This is a genomic window from Chelativorans sp. AA-79 (genome assembly GCF_029457495.1).
GTDB lineage: Bacteria > Pseudomonadota > Alphaproteobacteria > Rhizobiales > Rhizobiaceae > Chelativorans.
Window position 1 is genome coordinate 4,337,312 of record NZ_CP120361.1, and the last position, 15,753, is coordinate 4,353,064.

The window sequence follows — 15,753 nt, forward strand, 5'->3', positions numbered from 1 at the left end:
AGTGACGAAGGACCCAGCGATGATGCAGAGCGCGCTGAAAGCCGTACCCCACCCCACGTCCGATATTCCGTACTATGTTCCCGCCGGCAATGAGTGCGCGCTCTTCGAACATGCCTGGAGGCGGCGGCTGCCCGTGCTCTTGAAGGGGCCGACAGGCTGCGGCAAGACGCGCTTCGTCGCGCACATGGCGGCGCAGCTCGGCCTTCCGCTTACAACGGTCTCTTGCCATGACGATCTTGCCGCCGCCGACCTTACCGGCCGTTATCTGCTGAAGGGTGGCGAAACGGTTTGGGTGGACGGACCGCTGACGCGGGCCGCGCGCGAGGGCGGCATCTGCTATCTCGACGAGGTCGTGGAAGCGCGCAAGGACGTGGCCGTTGTCCTTCATCCGCTGACCGACGACCGGCGTATCCTTCCGCTTGAGCGGACGGGCGAGGAGATCAAAGCGCCCGACGGCTTCATGCTGGTCGTCTCCTACAATCCCGGGTACCAAAATCTGCTCAAGTCGCTCAAACCCTCGACGCGCCAGCGCTTCGTGGCGATCGGCTTCGATTTTCTGCCGCTCGACCACGAGGTCGCCGTCGTCGCCGCCGAGAGCGGCCTTGCCGAGGAGGAGGTGCGCCCGCTCGTGCTTCTCGCGCAGCGCCTGCGTGCATTGAAGGGGCAGGACCTCGAAGAAGGCGTCTCGACGCGCCTCGTCATCTACTGCGCAACGCTCATCGCCGAGGGACTCGGGATCGAGGAAGCGGTGAGAGCGGCCATGATCGAACCGCTAACGGACGAGCCGGATGTCCGGGAGGCACTCACGGAAATCGCCCGGGCCACGTTCGGCTGAGGCACCATGCTGGATTTTCTGGAACTCGAGGAGACCGTCGGCCGCGCCTGGCACCGTCTGGTGGGCGATGCGGCGAGCTATCCTCGCTATCCTGAGCACGGGGTTACGCTGGAGGAGATGCGCGGGGCACTCGGCGTCTTCTTCCGCGGCATGGGTGGCGAAGCCGGCGTGCAACTGGCGGCAAGCGCCGGACGCTCGTTCCGCCACCGCCTCAACCTGCGCCAGCGCATCGGCATGACAGAGGAGCGGCTGGAGCAGCCGCGCCGCGATCCGAGGTCCCTCTTCCTGCCGACGAGGATCGACCTCTTCCCGTCGCGTCGACTTAACCGAATGCTCTATTTCTGGCTGGGAGCCTACTCGGTGGACGTTCCACTCACCCCCGTTGAAGAGACTGACCCCTTGTTCCGCGACCTGGCAGCGCTTCTCAAGGCAAGGGAGACGACGACCCGTGTTCTGGCTGCCCATCCCGGCCTTGGCTCCGGCTATCGCGAACTCGCCTCCGCCCTCCTCGCTGCCCGGCCGGCCCGCAAGCTGCCGGCAACCGAGCAAGGGATCGAGCGCATCGTTGCGGCTCTCCTGGGCGGCCTGGAAGCAGGCGAACTCGACGAAATGGTCGACGCCATGCATCTGGGGCGACTTGCTGCGCCGTTCGGCTACCAGCCCTTCCTACCCGTTCCGCTGTGGGTGGATGCCGCCCACCGGCGTCCGGTGGCGCCCTGCAGCGAGGACGAGCCGACCCGCGCTGGCCCGTCGGCGCCGGTCATCGACCTGCGCAAACGCCTCGCCCACCGCCGCGAGGCAGATCAGCCGCGAAGACGGGATCCTTTCGTGCTCAACCGCTTCGAGAAGATGCTCACCCTGGCCGAGATGGTGAACGTCAACCGTCCGTCCGACGACGATGAGGACGACGAAGCGCAGAAGGCGGCCGACGACATCGAGGACCTCACCGTCTCCCGCCGCCAGCCCGGGCGGCCGGCGGCGCGGCTGAAATTCGACCTCGACCTGCCGCCCGAGGCCGTCGATACAGCGCGACTTACCGGCCTTCTCACCTATCCCGAATGGGACTATACGCGCCGCGCCTATCTGCCCGACCACTGCCGCGTGCTGACGGCAACAGCGCGCGAACACGGCGAGACATGGTCGCCCGATCCCGCCGCCCTCCGGCGCATCCGACGCGTGCGCCGGCAATTCGAGGTGCTGCGTCCACGACACCAGATTTTGCGCGCCCAGACCGACGGCGAGGAGATCGATATGGATGCGCTGGTGCGCTCCATGAGCGAAATCCGCGCCGGCGGCGCCGGCTCGGACAGGGTCTATCATGCAAGCCGTCCGCTGCGCCACGATCTGGCGGTGGCACTGCTCGTCGACGTGTCGCTTTCGACCGATGCCTGGGTGGACGGCCATCGCGTGCTTGACGTGGAAAAGGAGGCGCTGCTGACTCTGGCTCACGGCCTTGCCGCCTGCGGCGACCACAGCGCCATCCTCACTTTCACATCCCGTCGCCGCTCATGGGTGCGCGTCGAAACGGTAAAGGATTTCGACGAGCCGATGGGCACGACGGTCGAGCGTCGCATCGCTGCGCTCAAACCCGGCTACTACACGCGCATCGGCGCCGCCCTGCGCCATGCGGCGGCGCAGCTTGCCGGCCAGCCGAACCGCAAGCGTCTCCTCATCGTGCTGACGGACGGCAAGCCGAACGATGTCGACCACTACGAAGGCCGGTTCGGCATCGAGGACACACGTCGCGCGGTCAGCGAGGCGCGGCGACTGGGGATCGGGGTCTTCGGCGTCACCGTCGACTGCGAAGCGCAGAGCTATTTCCCTGCGCTTTTCGGCCGCGGCGGCTTTGCGATCGTCGGGCGTATCGGGCGGCTGCCCTCGGCGCTTCCGGCGATCTACCGGCAGTTGGCGCGGTAAGCCGCGTCCACAGGCCACATTGAGGTATCGACAAGACCTCCGTAGATATCCTGATAGTTTCGGTGGGCTAAGCTCCCGTGTTGCAGGAGGAGGCAATTGTGCGACCCTTTTGAACAGCATTGGTCACAAACTCGCAGGGTATGGCAACAGTTCGCTCAGTTTGACCTGATGATGAAGCGCACGGGGGTCGACCCGATTGTGGCAGCCCGTAAATCCGGTGGCGCGGCGATGGCACAGGCGCGAGACATCTGCTTGCGCTGTCTGTTAAATCGCGAATGCCAGAATTGGCTGAAAAACTCCGAGGGCTTACAGAACCCGCCAGACCTTTGCCCAAACGCCAGCTTCTTTCGCGAGTGCGTCCGCCGATCGCGTTGAGGGGAACGCGAGATGTCAATCGGCTGTGGCCTTATCCCGATAATCCTCGATGCGAGTGTCGAGGGCCATGGTGATCTGCGGAGTGCATGGTAGCGGCGATGGAACTGCTGCGGTCTCCTCCCGACCGCGAATGCGCCTGAACAGCGCGATCAATGCCAAGACCGCCAGGAGAGCGGAGGCATAGACGAACAAGCCCGACGGCCCGAGCCTGTTCATCGCAATGCTGGCAAAAAGGGGCCCAAGGGCTGCTCCAAGGCCGTTGAGCAGGAGCAAGCCGCGCGCAGCCGCGAGCGCGTCCCCGGCTTGCAGTCGATCGTTGGCGTGCGCCACGCATAGCGTATAGAGTGGTATTCCAAAGCCGCCGAAGAGGAAGCCGAGAGAGAGCAGCGCCGGCAGCTTGGCGTCGACGGCAAACACAAAACCCGCCCCCGCGAGCGCAGAGCCCAAGGAAGCGAAGGCAATCACCAGCCGACGCGGAAACCGGTCGGAGAGCCACCCCAATGGCCACTGCAGGACCAGGGCACCGATCAGGACTGCCGCCATGAAGGTGGAGATGCCTGCAGTGTCGAGCCCCACTTTCTGCGCAAAGTTCGGGCCCATGCCCCAAAACGCGCTGAGCGCCAGACCGGAGAGAAATGCGCCGAGCGTACCCAAGGGCGAGATCCTGATGAGGCGGTGTAGTCCCAATTGCGCCTCGCGTGGAATCATCGGCGGCCGGCTTGGCAACAAGGTGATCGGTACGAGGGCGAAAGAAATCAAAATGGAAACGAGGAGGAACAATGTCATCCCCGCTGGCGGCGCCAGGTTGAGGAGCCCCTGACCCAACGCCCAGATGCCCATCGTGAACATGCCGTAAAGGGAGAGGAGCCGCCCGCGCGTGGACGCTACAGCATGGGCGTTGAGCCAACTCTCCGTTACCAGAATCATCCCGGCATAGACAAAGCCAGCAAGCGCACGGAGCAATATCCATACCCAAGCGTCGGGCAGAAGAAGGTGAAGCAGGACGACCGCCGAGCCTATGGATGCGAAACCAGCGAAGGCGCGGATGTGCCCGGCCGAGGCCACCAGGCGGGGTAACAGCAACGCGCCCAAGGCATATCCAGCGAAATAGCACGACATCATCGCGCCTATCATCTCGCTGCGAAAGCCTTCGAGGCCCGCGCGTACCACGAGGAGCGTGCCTTGCAGCCCATTGCCCAGAACAAGGAGGCTGACGCTCACGAGCAGCGCGGCGACCGGTGTAATCGCGAGTCTTGGCACCCCACCGATGTCAGAGCTTTCCGATATCGCGATTCCTCCCTCTTCTGCGGTACAATTGCCTTTCCTGCGCAGTAATAAGCGCCAACGATCCCCCCGGCTGCTACCGCAACCCAATCCGGCGATGGCCAGCCATTTATGGCGGTGCATGCCCCTTGAACTGCTGCTGGAGTTCCTCCTCAACCACGGTTGAGGGGATTGGTAACCCAATTCGCTGACTGCCGGTTTGCGCTGCGACAAAGTCAGTGGATCAAGCGAGAGCAAAGATGGTGCTGTAGTCAACCTGTCAACCACACCTGCTTGCCATGCCCGATTTCCGCGAGCGCTGCCCGCGCGTCTCCGCTTTCTTGCCCGCTGCTCAAGCATCGGCGGCGAAAGACGCGCCCAGTCGTTCAATGGCGCTGCTCAGCTATGGTTTCCGGCCGTTCTTCCTTGGTGCGAGCGTGTGGGCCATCCTGTCGCTTGCGCCATGGATCGGAGTCGGCATTGGCTGGGTATTTGCGGAAGGTTACGGACCCGTAGCATGGCACGTCCACGAAACCTTGTTTGGCTTTTGTGGCGCGGCGGTGGCCGGTTTCCTGCTGACAGCGATCCCAAATTGGACGGGACGTCCGCCGCTCACCGGTATCCGGCTTGCGGCTCTCTTTGCGTTATGGTGCGCTGGGCGTGCGGCCGTCCTTGCTCTCTATGCGTTCGGTCCATTAGCCGTCGCCGCAGTCGACGGCGCCTTTCTTCCCGTACTCACATGGCTGGCCGCGCGGGATGTCGTCGCTGCCCGCAATTGGCGAAATCTGAAGACCGTTGCGCTTCTTGGCTTGTTCGCCGCGGCCAATATCGGTTTTCACTACGAGTCCCTGATCGGTGGCGCTCGGGACCAGTCGACCCGCCTCGGCATTGCGGCGCTGATCGGTCTCATGATGCTGATCGGGGGCCGCATGGCACAGAATTTCACGCATCAGTGGATGCTTGCCCGGGGAGCGGATCGACTTCCGCCGCCGTTCGGCCGCTTTGACGAGGCAGCGCTTGTCGTAGCGGGAGCGGGCCTGCTCCTGTGGGTTTTGCGAACCCACGGCATGGCAACGACCTTGCTGCTGGCTCTGGCGGGCGTTCTGCAGTTGCTGCGCATGAGCCGATGGAGGGGGCTGTCCACGTGGCGCGAACCGCTCGTTCTGATTCTGCATCTCGGCTATGCGTTTGTCGCTCTCGGCTTTTTGCTTGTGAGCGCTTCCATGATCTTTCCCGATGTGGTCCCACCAACTGCTGCACTCCATGCCTGGACGACCGGCGCAATCGGCACGATGATGCTCGGTGTGATGACACGGGCATCGCGCGGGCATACGGGGCGGCCGTTCACCGCTTCAGCTCTGACGACGGGGAGCTATGTGGCCGTTGTTCTCGCGGCGCTTCTCCGGATTGGGGCGGGTATGCTTCCTCCGATCGAGCTCTTGCTCGTCACGGCCGCAGCGATCGCATGGATGGCCGGCTTCTTACTGTTCATGATCGAACATGCTTTGATGCTGGTGCGTAATCAGACTTAGCAGCCTTGACGATCCCGGTGCCTCCCTTGATCCGCATGCCGCTCGGTATGGCGCCGTGCAGCCTTATTGGTCGCACACGCTGCAAAATGGCCGGCATTGGGGCAGAAGGACGGCGGCCTATTTACGCGTATCCGATCAGCGGTCTCAATCCACTGCCGACATGCTTCCCCTTGTCGGCAAAAGAAGCATGCACGAGCAACCGCCTCCACGGTCAAGCCGCAACGGTCGTGCGCCAGCCTTTCTATATCAACCTCGCAACGCTCCATCATCTCGCGGAGGTTGTTGCCGCGAAGCTCGAGACCCGAAAAGAAACCGTTCATGGACTCCTCCCTGCGGTTGCTTGGCAGCGTGCACCGGCAAGCGCTTCCCCGCTTTGCGCCGAAGCAAAATCGGCACCGCAGGCACCCGCCAGAAATCCGTTTGCGAAGGTCGCCTCGGGCATCATCATTGCCAATCGGCTGACTGCCTCCGCGCCTTCGAGATTCCCGTCCAGCACGCGCCGAAAGAGCTCTGTGACGGCCACCATGTCACCGCTGTGCGGCGACAGGCGGAACGACGTAACGCCGACTGCGCACAGGCGATCGAGGTCACCCAGGAGATTGCAATGAGTGAAGGAAAGTGTCTGCACGCCGTTGATGGCGAGGAAATCCTCACCGTCGAGCGTTTCCACCTTCAGCCCGTCCGGGTCCTCGCCACAGACGAACCGGCAATTATCCTTGGTCAGGCCGTGGACGCGCGCGTGGTAGCAGCGTCCGGAGATGGCAAGCGGTACGCGACCGAATGCCCACACCTCCGGCGCGACACCACAAGACGCCGCCGCCCCGGCAAGCGTCTCGATGGAAGACATCGGCAGCTCGGGTGGGAGACACAGCCGGCTCGCGCCTCGTTTTGCGAGATAGTCGAGTGTACCTTCGTTGTAGACGTTGACCAGCGGGCCGATTACGAAGGGCCGGCCCCTGGGCAGATGGGCGAGTATGGTCAGGTCGTTGACCTCGATCTCCAGATCGCCGCTTGCGACCAGATCGGCGCACATCTGTCGCTCGCGCTTCAATGTAACCAGGGCCAGCGAGGAAAGGATGACCTGCTTACCGGCCCTGTGAAGCCGCTCGATGGCGTCGGGTATCCTGTCGACATAGAAGGGCATCCGCTTGGAGCAGACCACCTCGCCGAGACAGACGCGATCGACCGGCGCCTCGTCGGCGATGCGGGCATAGTAGTCGCTCCATTGGTCGGCCGTCCAGTTGAAGAGCAGCGGGCCAAGGGTAATTGTGGGGCGTTCTGTCATGTGGATTCCCCCATCAGCGCCAAGTCTTGCGGTAAGCACCGGCGGTCGTCATCTGCCCCTCGCTCAGGCGCCGGAGTTCGCCTGCGGGAATGGAATTGCCGGCGGCTTGCGCATCCACGGCGCGGCGAAAGCTCGCCACCACATCGCGAATGTAGGAGCGACTGCGCTGGCGGCCTTCGATCTTGAGCGCAGTGACGCCGGCACGTGCGAGTTCGGGGATCAGTGTCGCGGCATCGAGGCTCACCGGGTCTTCGAAGACATGGCCGCGCTTACCGCCAACGGAGAAGCAACCCTTGCACAGCGTAGGATAGGGCGCCGGTTCATCCTTCGGGACGCGGTCGATGGTGAATTCGCCAAGGCGCGAGACGAGCTCGCCACCTTCCTCCTGGTAGTGGACATGGCTTGCCGGCGAGCAGACACCGTTCATATTGGGCGACTTACCGGTGGCGTAGGAGGAGAGCGAACAGCGCCCCTCGGCCATGACGCACAGGCCACCGAAGACGAAGACCTCCGTCTCGCACGGCACTTCCCGGTTGATGGCGGCGATCTCGGCCACGGTAAGGACGCGTGGCAGCACCACGCGCTTCACACCGAATTCTTCCACATAGAAGCGGATGGTATCGGCGTTCGACGCCGCTGCCTGCACGGAGAGGTGACGCCTCAAGTTCGGGTGTCGTTCGGCAGCATAGGCGATGAGGCCGATATCGGCGAGGATGACGGCATCCGCCCCGGCGCGGGCCGCCTGATCGACAGCCCCGTGCCAGATCTCGGCAGCGCCCGCACGCGGAAAAGTGTTGATGGCGACGAGAATGCGCGCGCCCTTTGCATGGGCATAGGCGGCACCCCGTGCCAACTCCTCGGGCGAGAAATTGAGACCGGGAAAATTGCGCGCATTGGTCTCGTCGCGAAAACCGCAATACACGCTGTCCGCTCCGGCATCCACGGCCGCGCGGAGCGCGGCCGGCGTGCCAGCCGGGCATACAAGTTCGAGCCTGTTGGCGTTTCCCATTTTTCAGTCCCTGTCCCAGCGCGTCAGTGTGAGACCGGTCAGCCGGGAGGCCATCGGCATGATGTGCCGGGCGATGCGCTCCACGCTGGCGCCTGCCGGACCGAAGATGGATGTTGCCTCCGCGAGGAGATCGAGTTCGGCATCGTCCAGAGCATTGCGCAACGCCAGCACGGCCTCTGTGTCGCCCTCGATGATGATGTCGCGGGAGAAGAACAGCGCGTCGCCGTCGGCCGCACCATGGACCAGGCCGAGGAGCGCGCCGAGCGTGCCGGCGATGCGTACGTCCCACGCGCCGGCGACCTCGCGGCGGCACGATTCGATATGCGGATGGTCCCGGCGAGGTTCAAGTCGGAAGACGAAGGGGAGATCGGTCGGATCGAGAAGAAAGACCTTCTCGGTATGGACCCCGAGCCGAGCGAAGAGCCCGGGCTGTCGCCGGCCCACGCTCTTCGCCATTTGTCGCAATAGCAGGCCGAGGGGCGGAAGCGGCAAGGGCAGCAGGAAGAGCCGAACACCCGTCGGCAGGGGAGCAAAGTCGGTAGGATGGTTCATACCGGACAGCATGCAGGGAAAGGCCGCACCGTCATTGCGCCAGCGCAAAGACGGCAGGAGTTTCGTACCCTCATGGAAGGTTCAAGGAGATGCTTGTGCCCATCCGAGACTTTCCCCCCTTTCGTGACCTGCGCGATTTTCTCGGCCATCTGGCGGAGGCGGACGATCTCGCCCGCATTTCAGAGCCCGTGTCGCTTGTCCACGAGATCACCGAAATCCATCGCCGCGTGATTGCGGGCGGCGGACCGGCGCTCTGCTTCGAGCATGCGCGTGACGCCTCCGGGCAACGTGCTGCCGTGCCCGTCATCGTCAACCTGTTCGGTACTACGCGAAGGGTCGCGGCCGGCTTCGGAGTCCGACCGGAGCGCCTTCCTGTGCTTGGACAGGCGCTTGCCGCGCTACGAGGGCCGCAGCCCCTGAACGGCGTTCGCGATGCGGTGAACCGCTGGCCGATGCTCAAGGCCGCCCTGCGGACGCGCGCCCAGACAATAGCCCGCCCGCCGGTGCAAACCGTGGTGCGCAGAGGCGCCGAGGTGAGCTTAAGGGACCTGCCGATCCAGACTTGCTGGCCCGCCGAGCCGGCGCCGCTCATCACCTGGCCGCTGGTGATTACCCGCTCGCCAGATGCCGACCCCGCAGATAGCGCCGGCCTCAACATCGGTGTCTACCGGATGCAGGTGCTCGATCGCGACCGCTTGATTATGCGCTGGCTGGCCCATCGCGGCGGCGCCGCCCATCACCGCGCCTGGGCGGGGCAACGGAAAGAAATGCCGGTCGCTGTTGCCATCGGCACCGACCCCGCCACCATGTTGGCCGCGGTCATGCCATTGCCCGAGAATCTTTCGGAACTGAGCTTCGCCGGGCTGCTGCGCGGGGAGCGGCCACGCGTGGCGTCGGCCGTCAGCGTGCCGCTCATGGTGCCGGCCGATGCGGAGATCGTGATCGAAGGCTGGGTCTCCGCAACCGAGACGGCGCCGGAGGGACCCTATGGCGACCACACCGGCTACTACAACGGGATAGAGGAATTCCCCGTGATGCGGGTGACTGCGATCACGACCCGCCGCGATCCGCTCTATGTCTCCACTTTCACCGGCCGGCCACCGGACGAACCTTCGGTGATAGGGGAAGCGCTGAACGAACTCGTCCTGCCTCTCATCCGCCAGCAGATACCGGAGATTGCCGATCTCTATCTCCCGCCGGCCGCCTGTTCGTACCGGCTGGCGGTGGTCGCTATCCGCAAGCGCTATCCTGGCCAGGCGCGACGGGTGATGGCGGCACTGTGGGGGATGCTTCCCCAGTTCAGCTACACCAAGGGCATCGTCGTGGTGGACGACGATATCGACGTGAAAAGCGGTGCGGATGTGCTTTGGGCCGTCTCGACGCGGGCGGACCCGTCGCGCGATCTCATGCTCATGGAACGCACGCCGATCGATTACCTCGACTTCGCCTCGCCGGAGCCGGGCCTGGGCGGCAAGCTCGGCATCGACGCGACGAACAAGATCGGTGCGGAGACGCGCCGCGAGTGGGGTCGGCCGCTCGCCATGTCCGTCGACATCTCCGCACGGATCGACGCGCTCTGGCCCCGTCTTGGCTTGCGCATGGATAAACCTGAAGCGGAAGGGGGAGTGAGATGAATGCACGTGTCGTCGTCGGTATCAGCGGTGCGTCGGGTGCGGCCATCGGTGCGCAGGTGGTACAGATTCTGGCAGGCCTCGGCGCCTGCGTCGATCTCGTCATTTCGTCTGCCGCCGAGCAGACCATCGTTGAGGAACTGGGGCCGCATGCGCTGACCGCGATGAACGATCTGCCCGCGCGCCGCCACAGCGCCTTCAATGTTGGCGCCGATATCGCCTCGGGCTCCACGCCGACATCCGGCATGATCGTCGCGCCATGTTCGATGCGGACGCTGTCGGCCATCGCCCACTCGCTCTCGGACAATCTTCTTGTCCGTGCCGCTGACGTGCACCTGAAGGAACGCCGCCCGCTCATCCTGATCGCCCGCGAGATGCCGCTTCACCTCGGACACTTGAGGGCAATGACGGCGGTCACCGAGATGGGTGCAATCGTCATGCCGCCGGTTCCGGCCTTCTACTTGCGTCCTCGTGACATAGATGACGTAATCGACCAGATCGCGCGTCGGGCGGTCGATTTGCTGCGCATCGCGCCGGCGACTGCGCAGGTATGGCAGGGTTGACTTCTAGCTTACCAATTGAAGGCGCCATCGCGGACGAATGAAGTGGCGTTGAGGATCGTTGGCGCTCAGTCTTCGTTGACTCTGTTTCTCCCGAGTAGACCCCATTTTTGAATCGTAGTCTTTTTGATCTCCCTCAAGGTCGCGGCCCACGATCTGGAACAAGTAGATATTTGAGCCTTCAGGCTCCCGTTAACTTTGACCTGCGCTCCCCGTGCGGGAGGACCGCCCAAGTGACTGTGGATACGGCAATACGAGTGCGGCTCATACGCTATTGGGCAGCGATCGGCATGGCATTGGCCGCCTTTGCCATTCGATTGGGCCTAGATCCCCTTCTGGGCGTCCACGCGCCGTTCCTGTTCTTTTTACCGACTGTAGTGATTGCAGCGGCCATCGGGGGCCTGAGACCCGGCCTGCTTGCTAGCACCCTGGGCTTCCTCGGCGGGATGGCATTTGTGCCACTCGATGATGGCTTGGCCTTCGAAGAGTCCGTTAATGTTGCTGCCTACTGGGGAATGTGCCTACTGCTCGTCTGGTTCGGTCAACGACTGCACGGGGCACAGCAGCACGCTACCTCGCGCGCGAGCGAACTCGCTGCGCGGGAAGCGCATCTACGATCAATCCTAGATACCGTACCCGACGGGATGATCGTCATCGACGAGCACGGAATCATTCAGTCGTACAGTCGAGCAGCAGAACGTTTGTTCGGCTATGCGGCTGAGGAGATGATCGGTCGAAACGTGTCGATGCTGATGCCCCTTCAGTTCCAGAAGGAGGATCGTGGAAGCACCGTGCAGCATCTCGCAGCCGTAATGCAGCGCGTGCAGCAAAAAGGGGGAGTGGTCGATGGAGTGCGCAATGATGGCACGACATTCCCGATTGAGCTTTTCGTCGGGGAAATGACCATTGATGACAAGCGCTTCTTCACCGGTTTTGTACGTGATCTGACCGAATGGCGGGAAATGAGCTGCGCATGCAGGAGTTGCAGGCTGAACTGGTACACATCTCAAGACTGACGGCGATTGGCGAGCTAGCGTCAAGCTTGGCGCACGAGCTTAATCAACCACTGGCGGCAATCGGCAATTACCTTAGTGGCGCGCGTCGCCTCTTGAGTAAGCCCTCCGCGGGAAACGTGATTCTGCTGGAATCTGCAATCGGCGAAGCCACCGATCAGGCATTGCGGGCTGGTGATATTATTCGCCGGCTTCGCAAGTTTGTGTCCCGTGGCAGGAGTGAGCGTAAAGTCTGCAGCCTCTCGAAGATTATGGAGGATGCTGGAGCGCTCGCTCTGATTGGGGCGAGAGAACAGGGAGCAGCCATCTGTTTCAATCTCGATGCGGCAGCCGACCGTGTTTTCGCTGACCGTGTTCAAGTGCAACAGGTTCTCATTAATTTGATCCGCAACGCGATTGAGGCAATGGAGACATCCGAGCGCAAGGAGTTGATCGTATCCTCGCGAGCGAAGGGGGACGGGTGGCTGGAAATCAGCGTCTCCGATACCGGCCCTGGACTGGCCGGTGAAGTGGCCGATCGGCTGTTCCAGTCATTCGTGACAAGCAAGCCGGCGGGAATAGGTGTTGGACTGTCGATCTGTCGGACAATTGTAGAAAGTCATCGGGGGAAGATATGGGCTGAGTCTCCACCGGAGGGCGGTTGCGTATTCCGCTTTACACTCCCCCAGGTCCGAGAGGATGCCTAAACAGCGACTGAGCCGATTATTTTTATATTCTCTACTCTGGGCGCGGCTGAGGAATGCTCGGGAGCACAAGGCTCAAGACTACCGGGCGCCCATTTCAGTCCGCAAGCGCTATCCCGGATAGCAACTAACCGCGATGATTCCCCTTGGAGGAAAGCTTCCCAAGCCCCTTGCCCAAGATGATCGCGCTCGCGGAATTCAATGGAATGACTCGGAATGGACCCGGGCTGCGACAATTTGGTGCGTCTTTGCGACAGTCCAACTTGATCTGGCGCAAAGAACGAAGTCGGGACTCCGTTGATCGTGGCTTCGCTGATCCTGGACAGCCAATACGTAGCCACGGAAACGGACTATGAGCCATCGCCAGCCAATGGACGGACAGACCCGCGCGCTCGCAATGAGCACCGTTGCGTTCACCGTCTGCTTCGCCGTCTGGACGATCTTCTCGATCATCGGTGTGCGCATCAAGGAGGAGCTTGGCCTGAACGAGGCCCAGTTCGGACTGCTGGTCGGCACACCGATCCTGACGGGGTCGCTCATCCGCATCGTGCTGGGCGTGTGGTCCGATCAGTATGGCGGACGGCCGGTCTATGTCGCGGTCATGCTGTCCGCCGCGGTCGCCACCTTTCTCCTTTCCTATGCCGAGACCTATCCGCAGATGCTCCTCGCCGCGCTCGGGGTGGGTATTGCCGGCGGCTCGTTCGCGGTGGGTGTCGCCTATGTGTCGCGCTGGTATGAGACGGCGAAGCAGGGGACCGCGCTCGGCATCTTCGGTGCCGGCAATGTCGGGGCGGCGGTGACCAAGTTTCTCGCACCCTTCGTACTCGTCGCCTATGGCTGGCAGACGGTCGCACAGGTGTGGGCTGTCGGTCTCGTCGTCATGGCGGCCGTCTTCTGGTTCACCACCAGTGACGATCCGGTGACCCGCAACCGCCGGGCGCGCGGAGAAAAACCAAAGAGCGCCTGGCTGGAACTGGAACCCCTGAAAAAGCTCCAGGTCTGGCGTTTCGCCCTCTACTATTTCTTCGTCTTCGGCGCCTTCGTGGCGCTGGCACTGTGGCTGCCGCGCTATCTTATCGGCGTCTACGGCCTCGACATCACGACGGCCGGCATGATCGCCGCCGCTTATTCGGTGCCGGCGTCGATCTTCCGCGCCTATGGCGGCGTGCTCTCCGACAAGTATGGCGCAAGACGGGTGATGTACTGGACTTTCCTTGTCTCCGTCGTGATCACCTTCATCCTGTCCTATCCGCCGACCGATTATGTCGTGCAGGGCATTAAGGGCCCGATCGCCTTCCATTTCGAGATCGGCGTCGCTGCTTTCACTGTGCTCATCTTCGTCCTCGGCTTCTTCATGAGCCTCGGCAAGGCGGCGGTCTACAAGCACATCCCGGTCTATTACTCGGGCAATGTCGGTGCGGTGGGCGGCCTCGTCGGCATGATCGGCGGGCTCGGCGGCTTCGTGCTGCCGATCGCCTTCGGCCTCCTGAATGACTTCACCGGCATCTGGACGAGTTGCTTCATGCTGCTCTTCCTGCTCGTCGGCATTGCGCTCATCTGGATGCATGTCGCCATCCGGCGCATGGAGCGCGGGGCGACCGAACCCCAGCTTCGCAAGCTCCCCGAGTTGCCGGAGATGCAGGAGGTTCACGGGCCCAGGCAGGTTGGCGTGCTCGGCCCGCATCTGATCGAGGACTGGCGGCCGGAAGACCCCGTCTTCTGGGAAAAGACCGGCCGGCGGATCGCACGGCGCAATCTCTGGCTTTCGATTCCCGCGCTCCTTCTGTCCTTCGCGGTGTGGATGGTCTGGTCCGTGGTGGTGGCGAAGCTGCCCGCCGTGGGCTTTGCTTTCACCACCGATCAGCTCTTCTGGCTCGCCGCCCTTCCCGGCCTTTCGGGCGCGACCTTGAGGATCTTCTATTCCTTCATGCCGCCGATCTTCGGCGGACGGCTGTGGACGACGCTTGCCACGTGGTCGCTGATGGTGCCCGCGCTCGGCATCGGATTTGCCGTGCAGAGCCCGGACACGCCCTATGTCGTGTTCCTGGGCCTTGCGCTGCTCTGCGGCTTCGGCGGCGGCAACTTCGCCTCCTCGATGGCCAACATCTCCTTCTTCTTTCCCAAGGCCGAGAAGGGCAACGCGCTCGCGCTCAATGCCGGCTTGGGCAATCTCGGCGTCAGCGTGGTGCAGTTCGTGATCCCGCTGGTCATTACAGCCGGCGTGTTCGGCTGGTTCGGCGGCGAGCCTCAGGCCGTCGCCGACGCCGGTGAGACAGGGAGGCTCTGGCTCCAGAACGCCGGCTTCATCTGGGTGCCGTTCATCGCCGCATCCGCCTTCGCGACCTGGTTTGGCATGAACGACATCGCTTCGATGAAGGCATCCTTCGCCGAGCAGGCCGTGATCTTCCGCCGCAAGCACAACTGGATCATGTGCTGGCTCTATACCGGCACATTCGGCTCGTTCATCGGTTATTCGGCCGGCTTCCCGCTGCTTGCCAAGACGCAGTTCCCGACAGTCGACGCGTTGCAACTCGCATTCATCGGGCCCCTTGTCGGCGCGATCTCGCGGTCGGCGACCGGCTGGATCTCCGACCGCTATGGCGGCGGGCGCGTCACATTCTGGGTGTTCGTGGCGATGATGGCCGGGGTGCTCGGCGTGCTTTATTTCCTTGGCATCAAGGACGAGGCTCACGCCTTCTGGGGCTTCTTCGCGAGCTTTATGCTGCTCTTCCTCGCAACCGGCGTCGGCAACGCCTCGACCTTCCAGATGATCCCGGCGATCATGCGCCAGGAGATCGCGCGGCTCGAGCCGGCGTTGAGCCCACCCGAGCGGCTGAAGCAGGCGGAGAAAGAATCGGCCGCCATCATCGGCTTCACCTCGGCGATTGCCGCCTATGGCGCCTTCTTCATCCCCAAGAGCTACGGCAGTTCAATCGCGCTCACCGGCGGCGCGGAGGCCGCACTGTGGGCCTTCTTCGCCTTCTATGTGAGCTGCCTCGTCATCGCCTGGTTCTTCTACACCCGCCGCGGTGGCCTGCTCCATGCCGTGGAGCGGGCCCGCCAAGCCCCTGCCGTCCGTGCGGCCGAATGAACGGAGC

General features: G+C 63.2%; 12 protein-coding genes. 8 read left to right on the forward strand and 4 right to left on the reverse strand.

The window, feature by feature from the left end; genetic code table 11:
* The first annotated feature begins 22 nt into the window (after positions 1–22).
* Positions 23–835 carry a CbbQ/NirQ/NorQ/GpvN family protein gene (locus tag PVE73_RS21255; RefSeq protein WP_277367543.1) on the forward strand — a complete coding sequence of 271 codons (813 nt, stop codon included), beginning with the start codon at positions 23–25 and terminating at the stop codon, positions 833–835.
* Positions 836–841: 6 nt separating this feature from the next.
* Positions 842–2,752 (forward strand): VWA domain-containing protein, encoded by a 1,911-nt coding sequence (locus PVE73_RS21260; RefSeq protein WP_277364151.1) that lies wholly within the window; start codon positions 842–844, stop codon positions 2,750–2,752.
* 390 nt (positions 2,753–3,142) lie between these two features.
* Here PVE73_RS21260 and PVE73_RS21265 read toward each other — a convergent pair whose 3' ends face one another.
* On the reverse strand, positions 3,143–4,534 hold the full coding sequence (locus tag PVE73_RS21265; protein WP_277364152.1) for an MFS transporter: 1,392 nt from the start codon (positions 4,532–4,534) through the stop codon (positions 3,143–3,145).
* 155 nt (positions 4,535–4,689) lie between these two features.
* Between PVE73_RS21265 and PVE73_RS21270 the strand changes: the two genes are divergently transcribed.
* Positions 4,690–5,922: an NnrS family protein gene (locus PVE73_RS21270; RefSeq protein WP_277364153.1), complete on the forward strand. Its 1,233-nt coding sequence runs from the start codon at positions 4,690–4,692 to the stop codon at positions 5,920–5,922.
* A 316-nt stretch (positions 5,923–6,238) separates the two neighbouring features.
* Here PVE73_RS21270 and PVE73_RS21275 read toward each other — a convergent pair whose 3' ends face one another.
* The 3 genes from PVE73_RS21275 to PVE73_RS21285 are packed head-to-tail and all read right to left on the reverse strand — an operon-like array spanning position 6,239 to position 8,768.
* Positions 6,239–7,207 (reverse strand): U32 family peptidase, encoded by a 969-nt coding sequence (locus PVE73_RS21275; RefSeq protein ID WP_277364154.1) that lies wholly within the window; start codon positions 7,205–7,207, stop codon positions 6,239–6,241.
* Positions 7,208–7,220: 13 nt separating this feature from the next.
* A complete protein-coding gene (locus PVE73_RS21280) occupies positions 7,221–8,216 on the reverse strand; it encodes a peptidase U32 family protein (RefSeq protein WP_277364155.1) in 996 nt (331 codons plus the stop codon).
* A 3-nt stretch (positions 8,217–8,219) separates the two neighbouring features.
* Entirely contained in the window at positions 8,220–8,768 is a 549-nt protein-coding gene (locus PVE73_RS21285) for an SCP2 sterol-binding domain-containing protein (protein WP_277364156.1), read from the reverse strand.
* 89 nt (positions 8,769–8,857) lie between these two features.
* On the opposite strand from PVE73_RS21285, the gene PVE73_RS21290 reads away from it, so the two are divergent.
* The 5 genes from PVE73_RS21290 (at position 8,858) to PVE73_RS21310 (ending at position 15,746) form a co-directional block, all read left to right on the forward strand.
* Positions 8,858–10,402, forward strand: coding sequence for a UbiD family decarboxylase (locus PVE73_RS21290; RefSeq protein WP_277364157.1), 1,545 nt, complete (start codon positions 8,858–8,860; stop codon positions 10,400–10,402).
* The gene (locus tag PVE73_RS21295; protein ID WP_277364158.1) at positions 10,399–10,962 is read left to right on the forward strand and encodes a UbiX family flavin prenyltransferase; all 564 of its coding nucleotides are present in this window, start codon (positions 10,399–10,401) and stop codon (positions 10,960–10,962) included. The genes PVE73_RS21290 and PVE73_RS21295 overlap by 4 nt, the downstream gene beginning before the upstream one ends.
* 230 nt (positions 10,963–11,192) lie before the next feature.
* A complete protein-coding gene (locus tag PVE73_RS21300; protein WP_277364159.1) occupies positions 11,193–11,975 on the forward strand; it encodes a PAS domain S-box protein in 783 nt (260 codons plus the stop codon).
* The gene (locus tag PVE73_RS21305) at positions 11,933–12,658 is read left to right on the forward strand and encodes an ATP-binding protein (protein WP_277364160.1); all 726 of its coding nucleotides are present in this window, start codon (positions 11,933–11,935) and stop codon (positions 12,656–12,658) included. The genes PVE73_RS21300 and PVE73_RS21305 overlap by 43 nt, the downstream gene beginning before the upstream one ends.
* 349 nt (positions 12,659–13,007) lie before the next feature.
* Entirely contained in the window at positions 13,008–15,746 is a 2,739-nt protein-coding gene (locus tag PVE73_RS21310) for an MFS transporter (RefSeq protein ID WP_277364161.1), read from the forward strand.
* Positions 15,747–15,753: the final 7 nt, after the last annotated feature.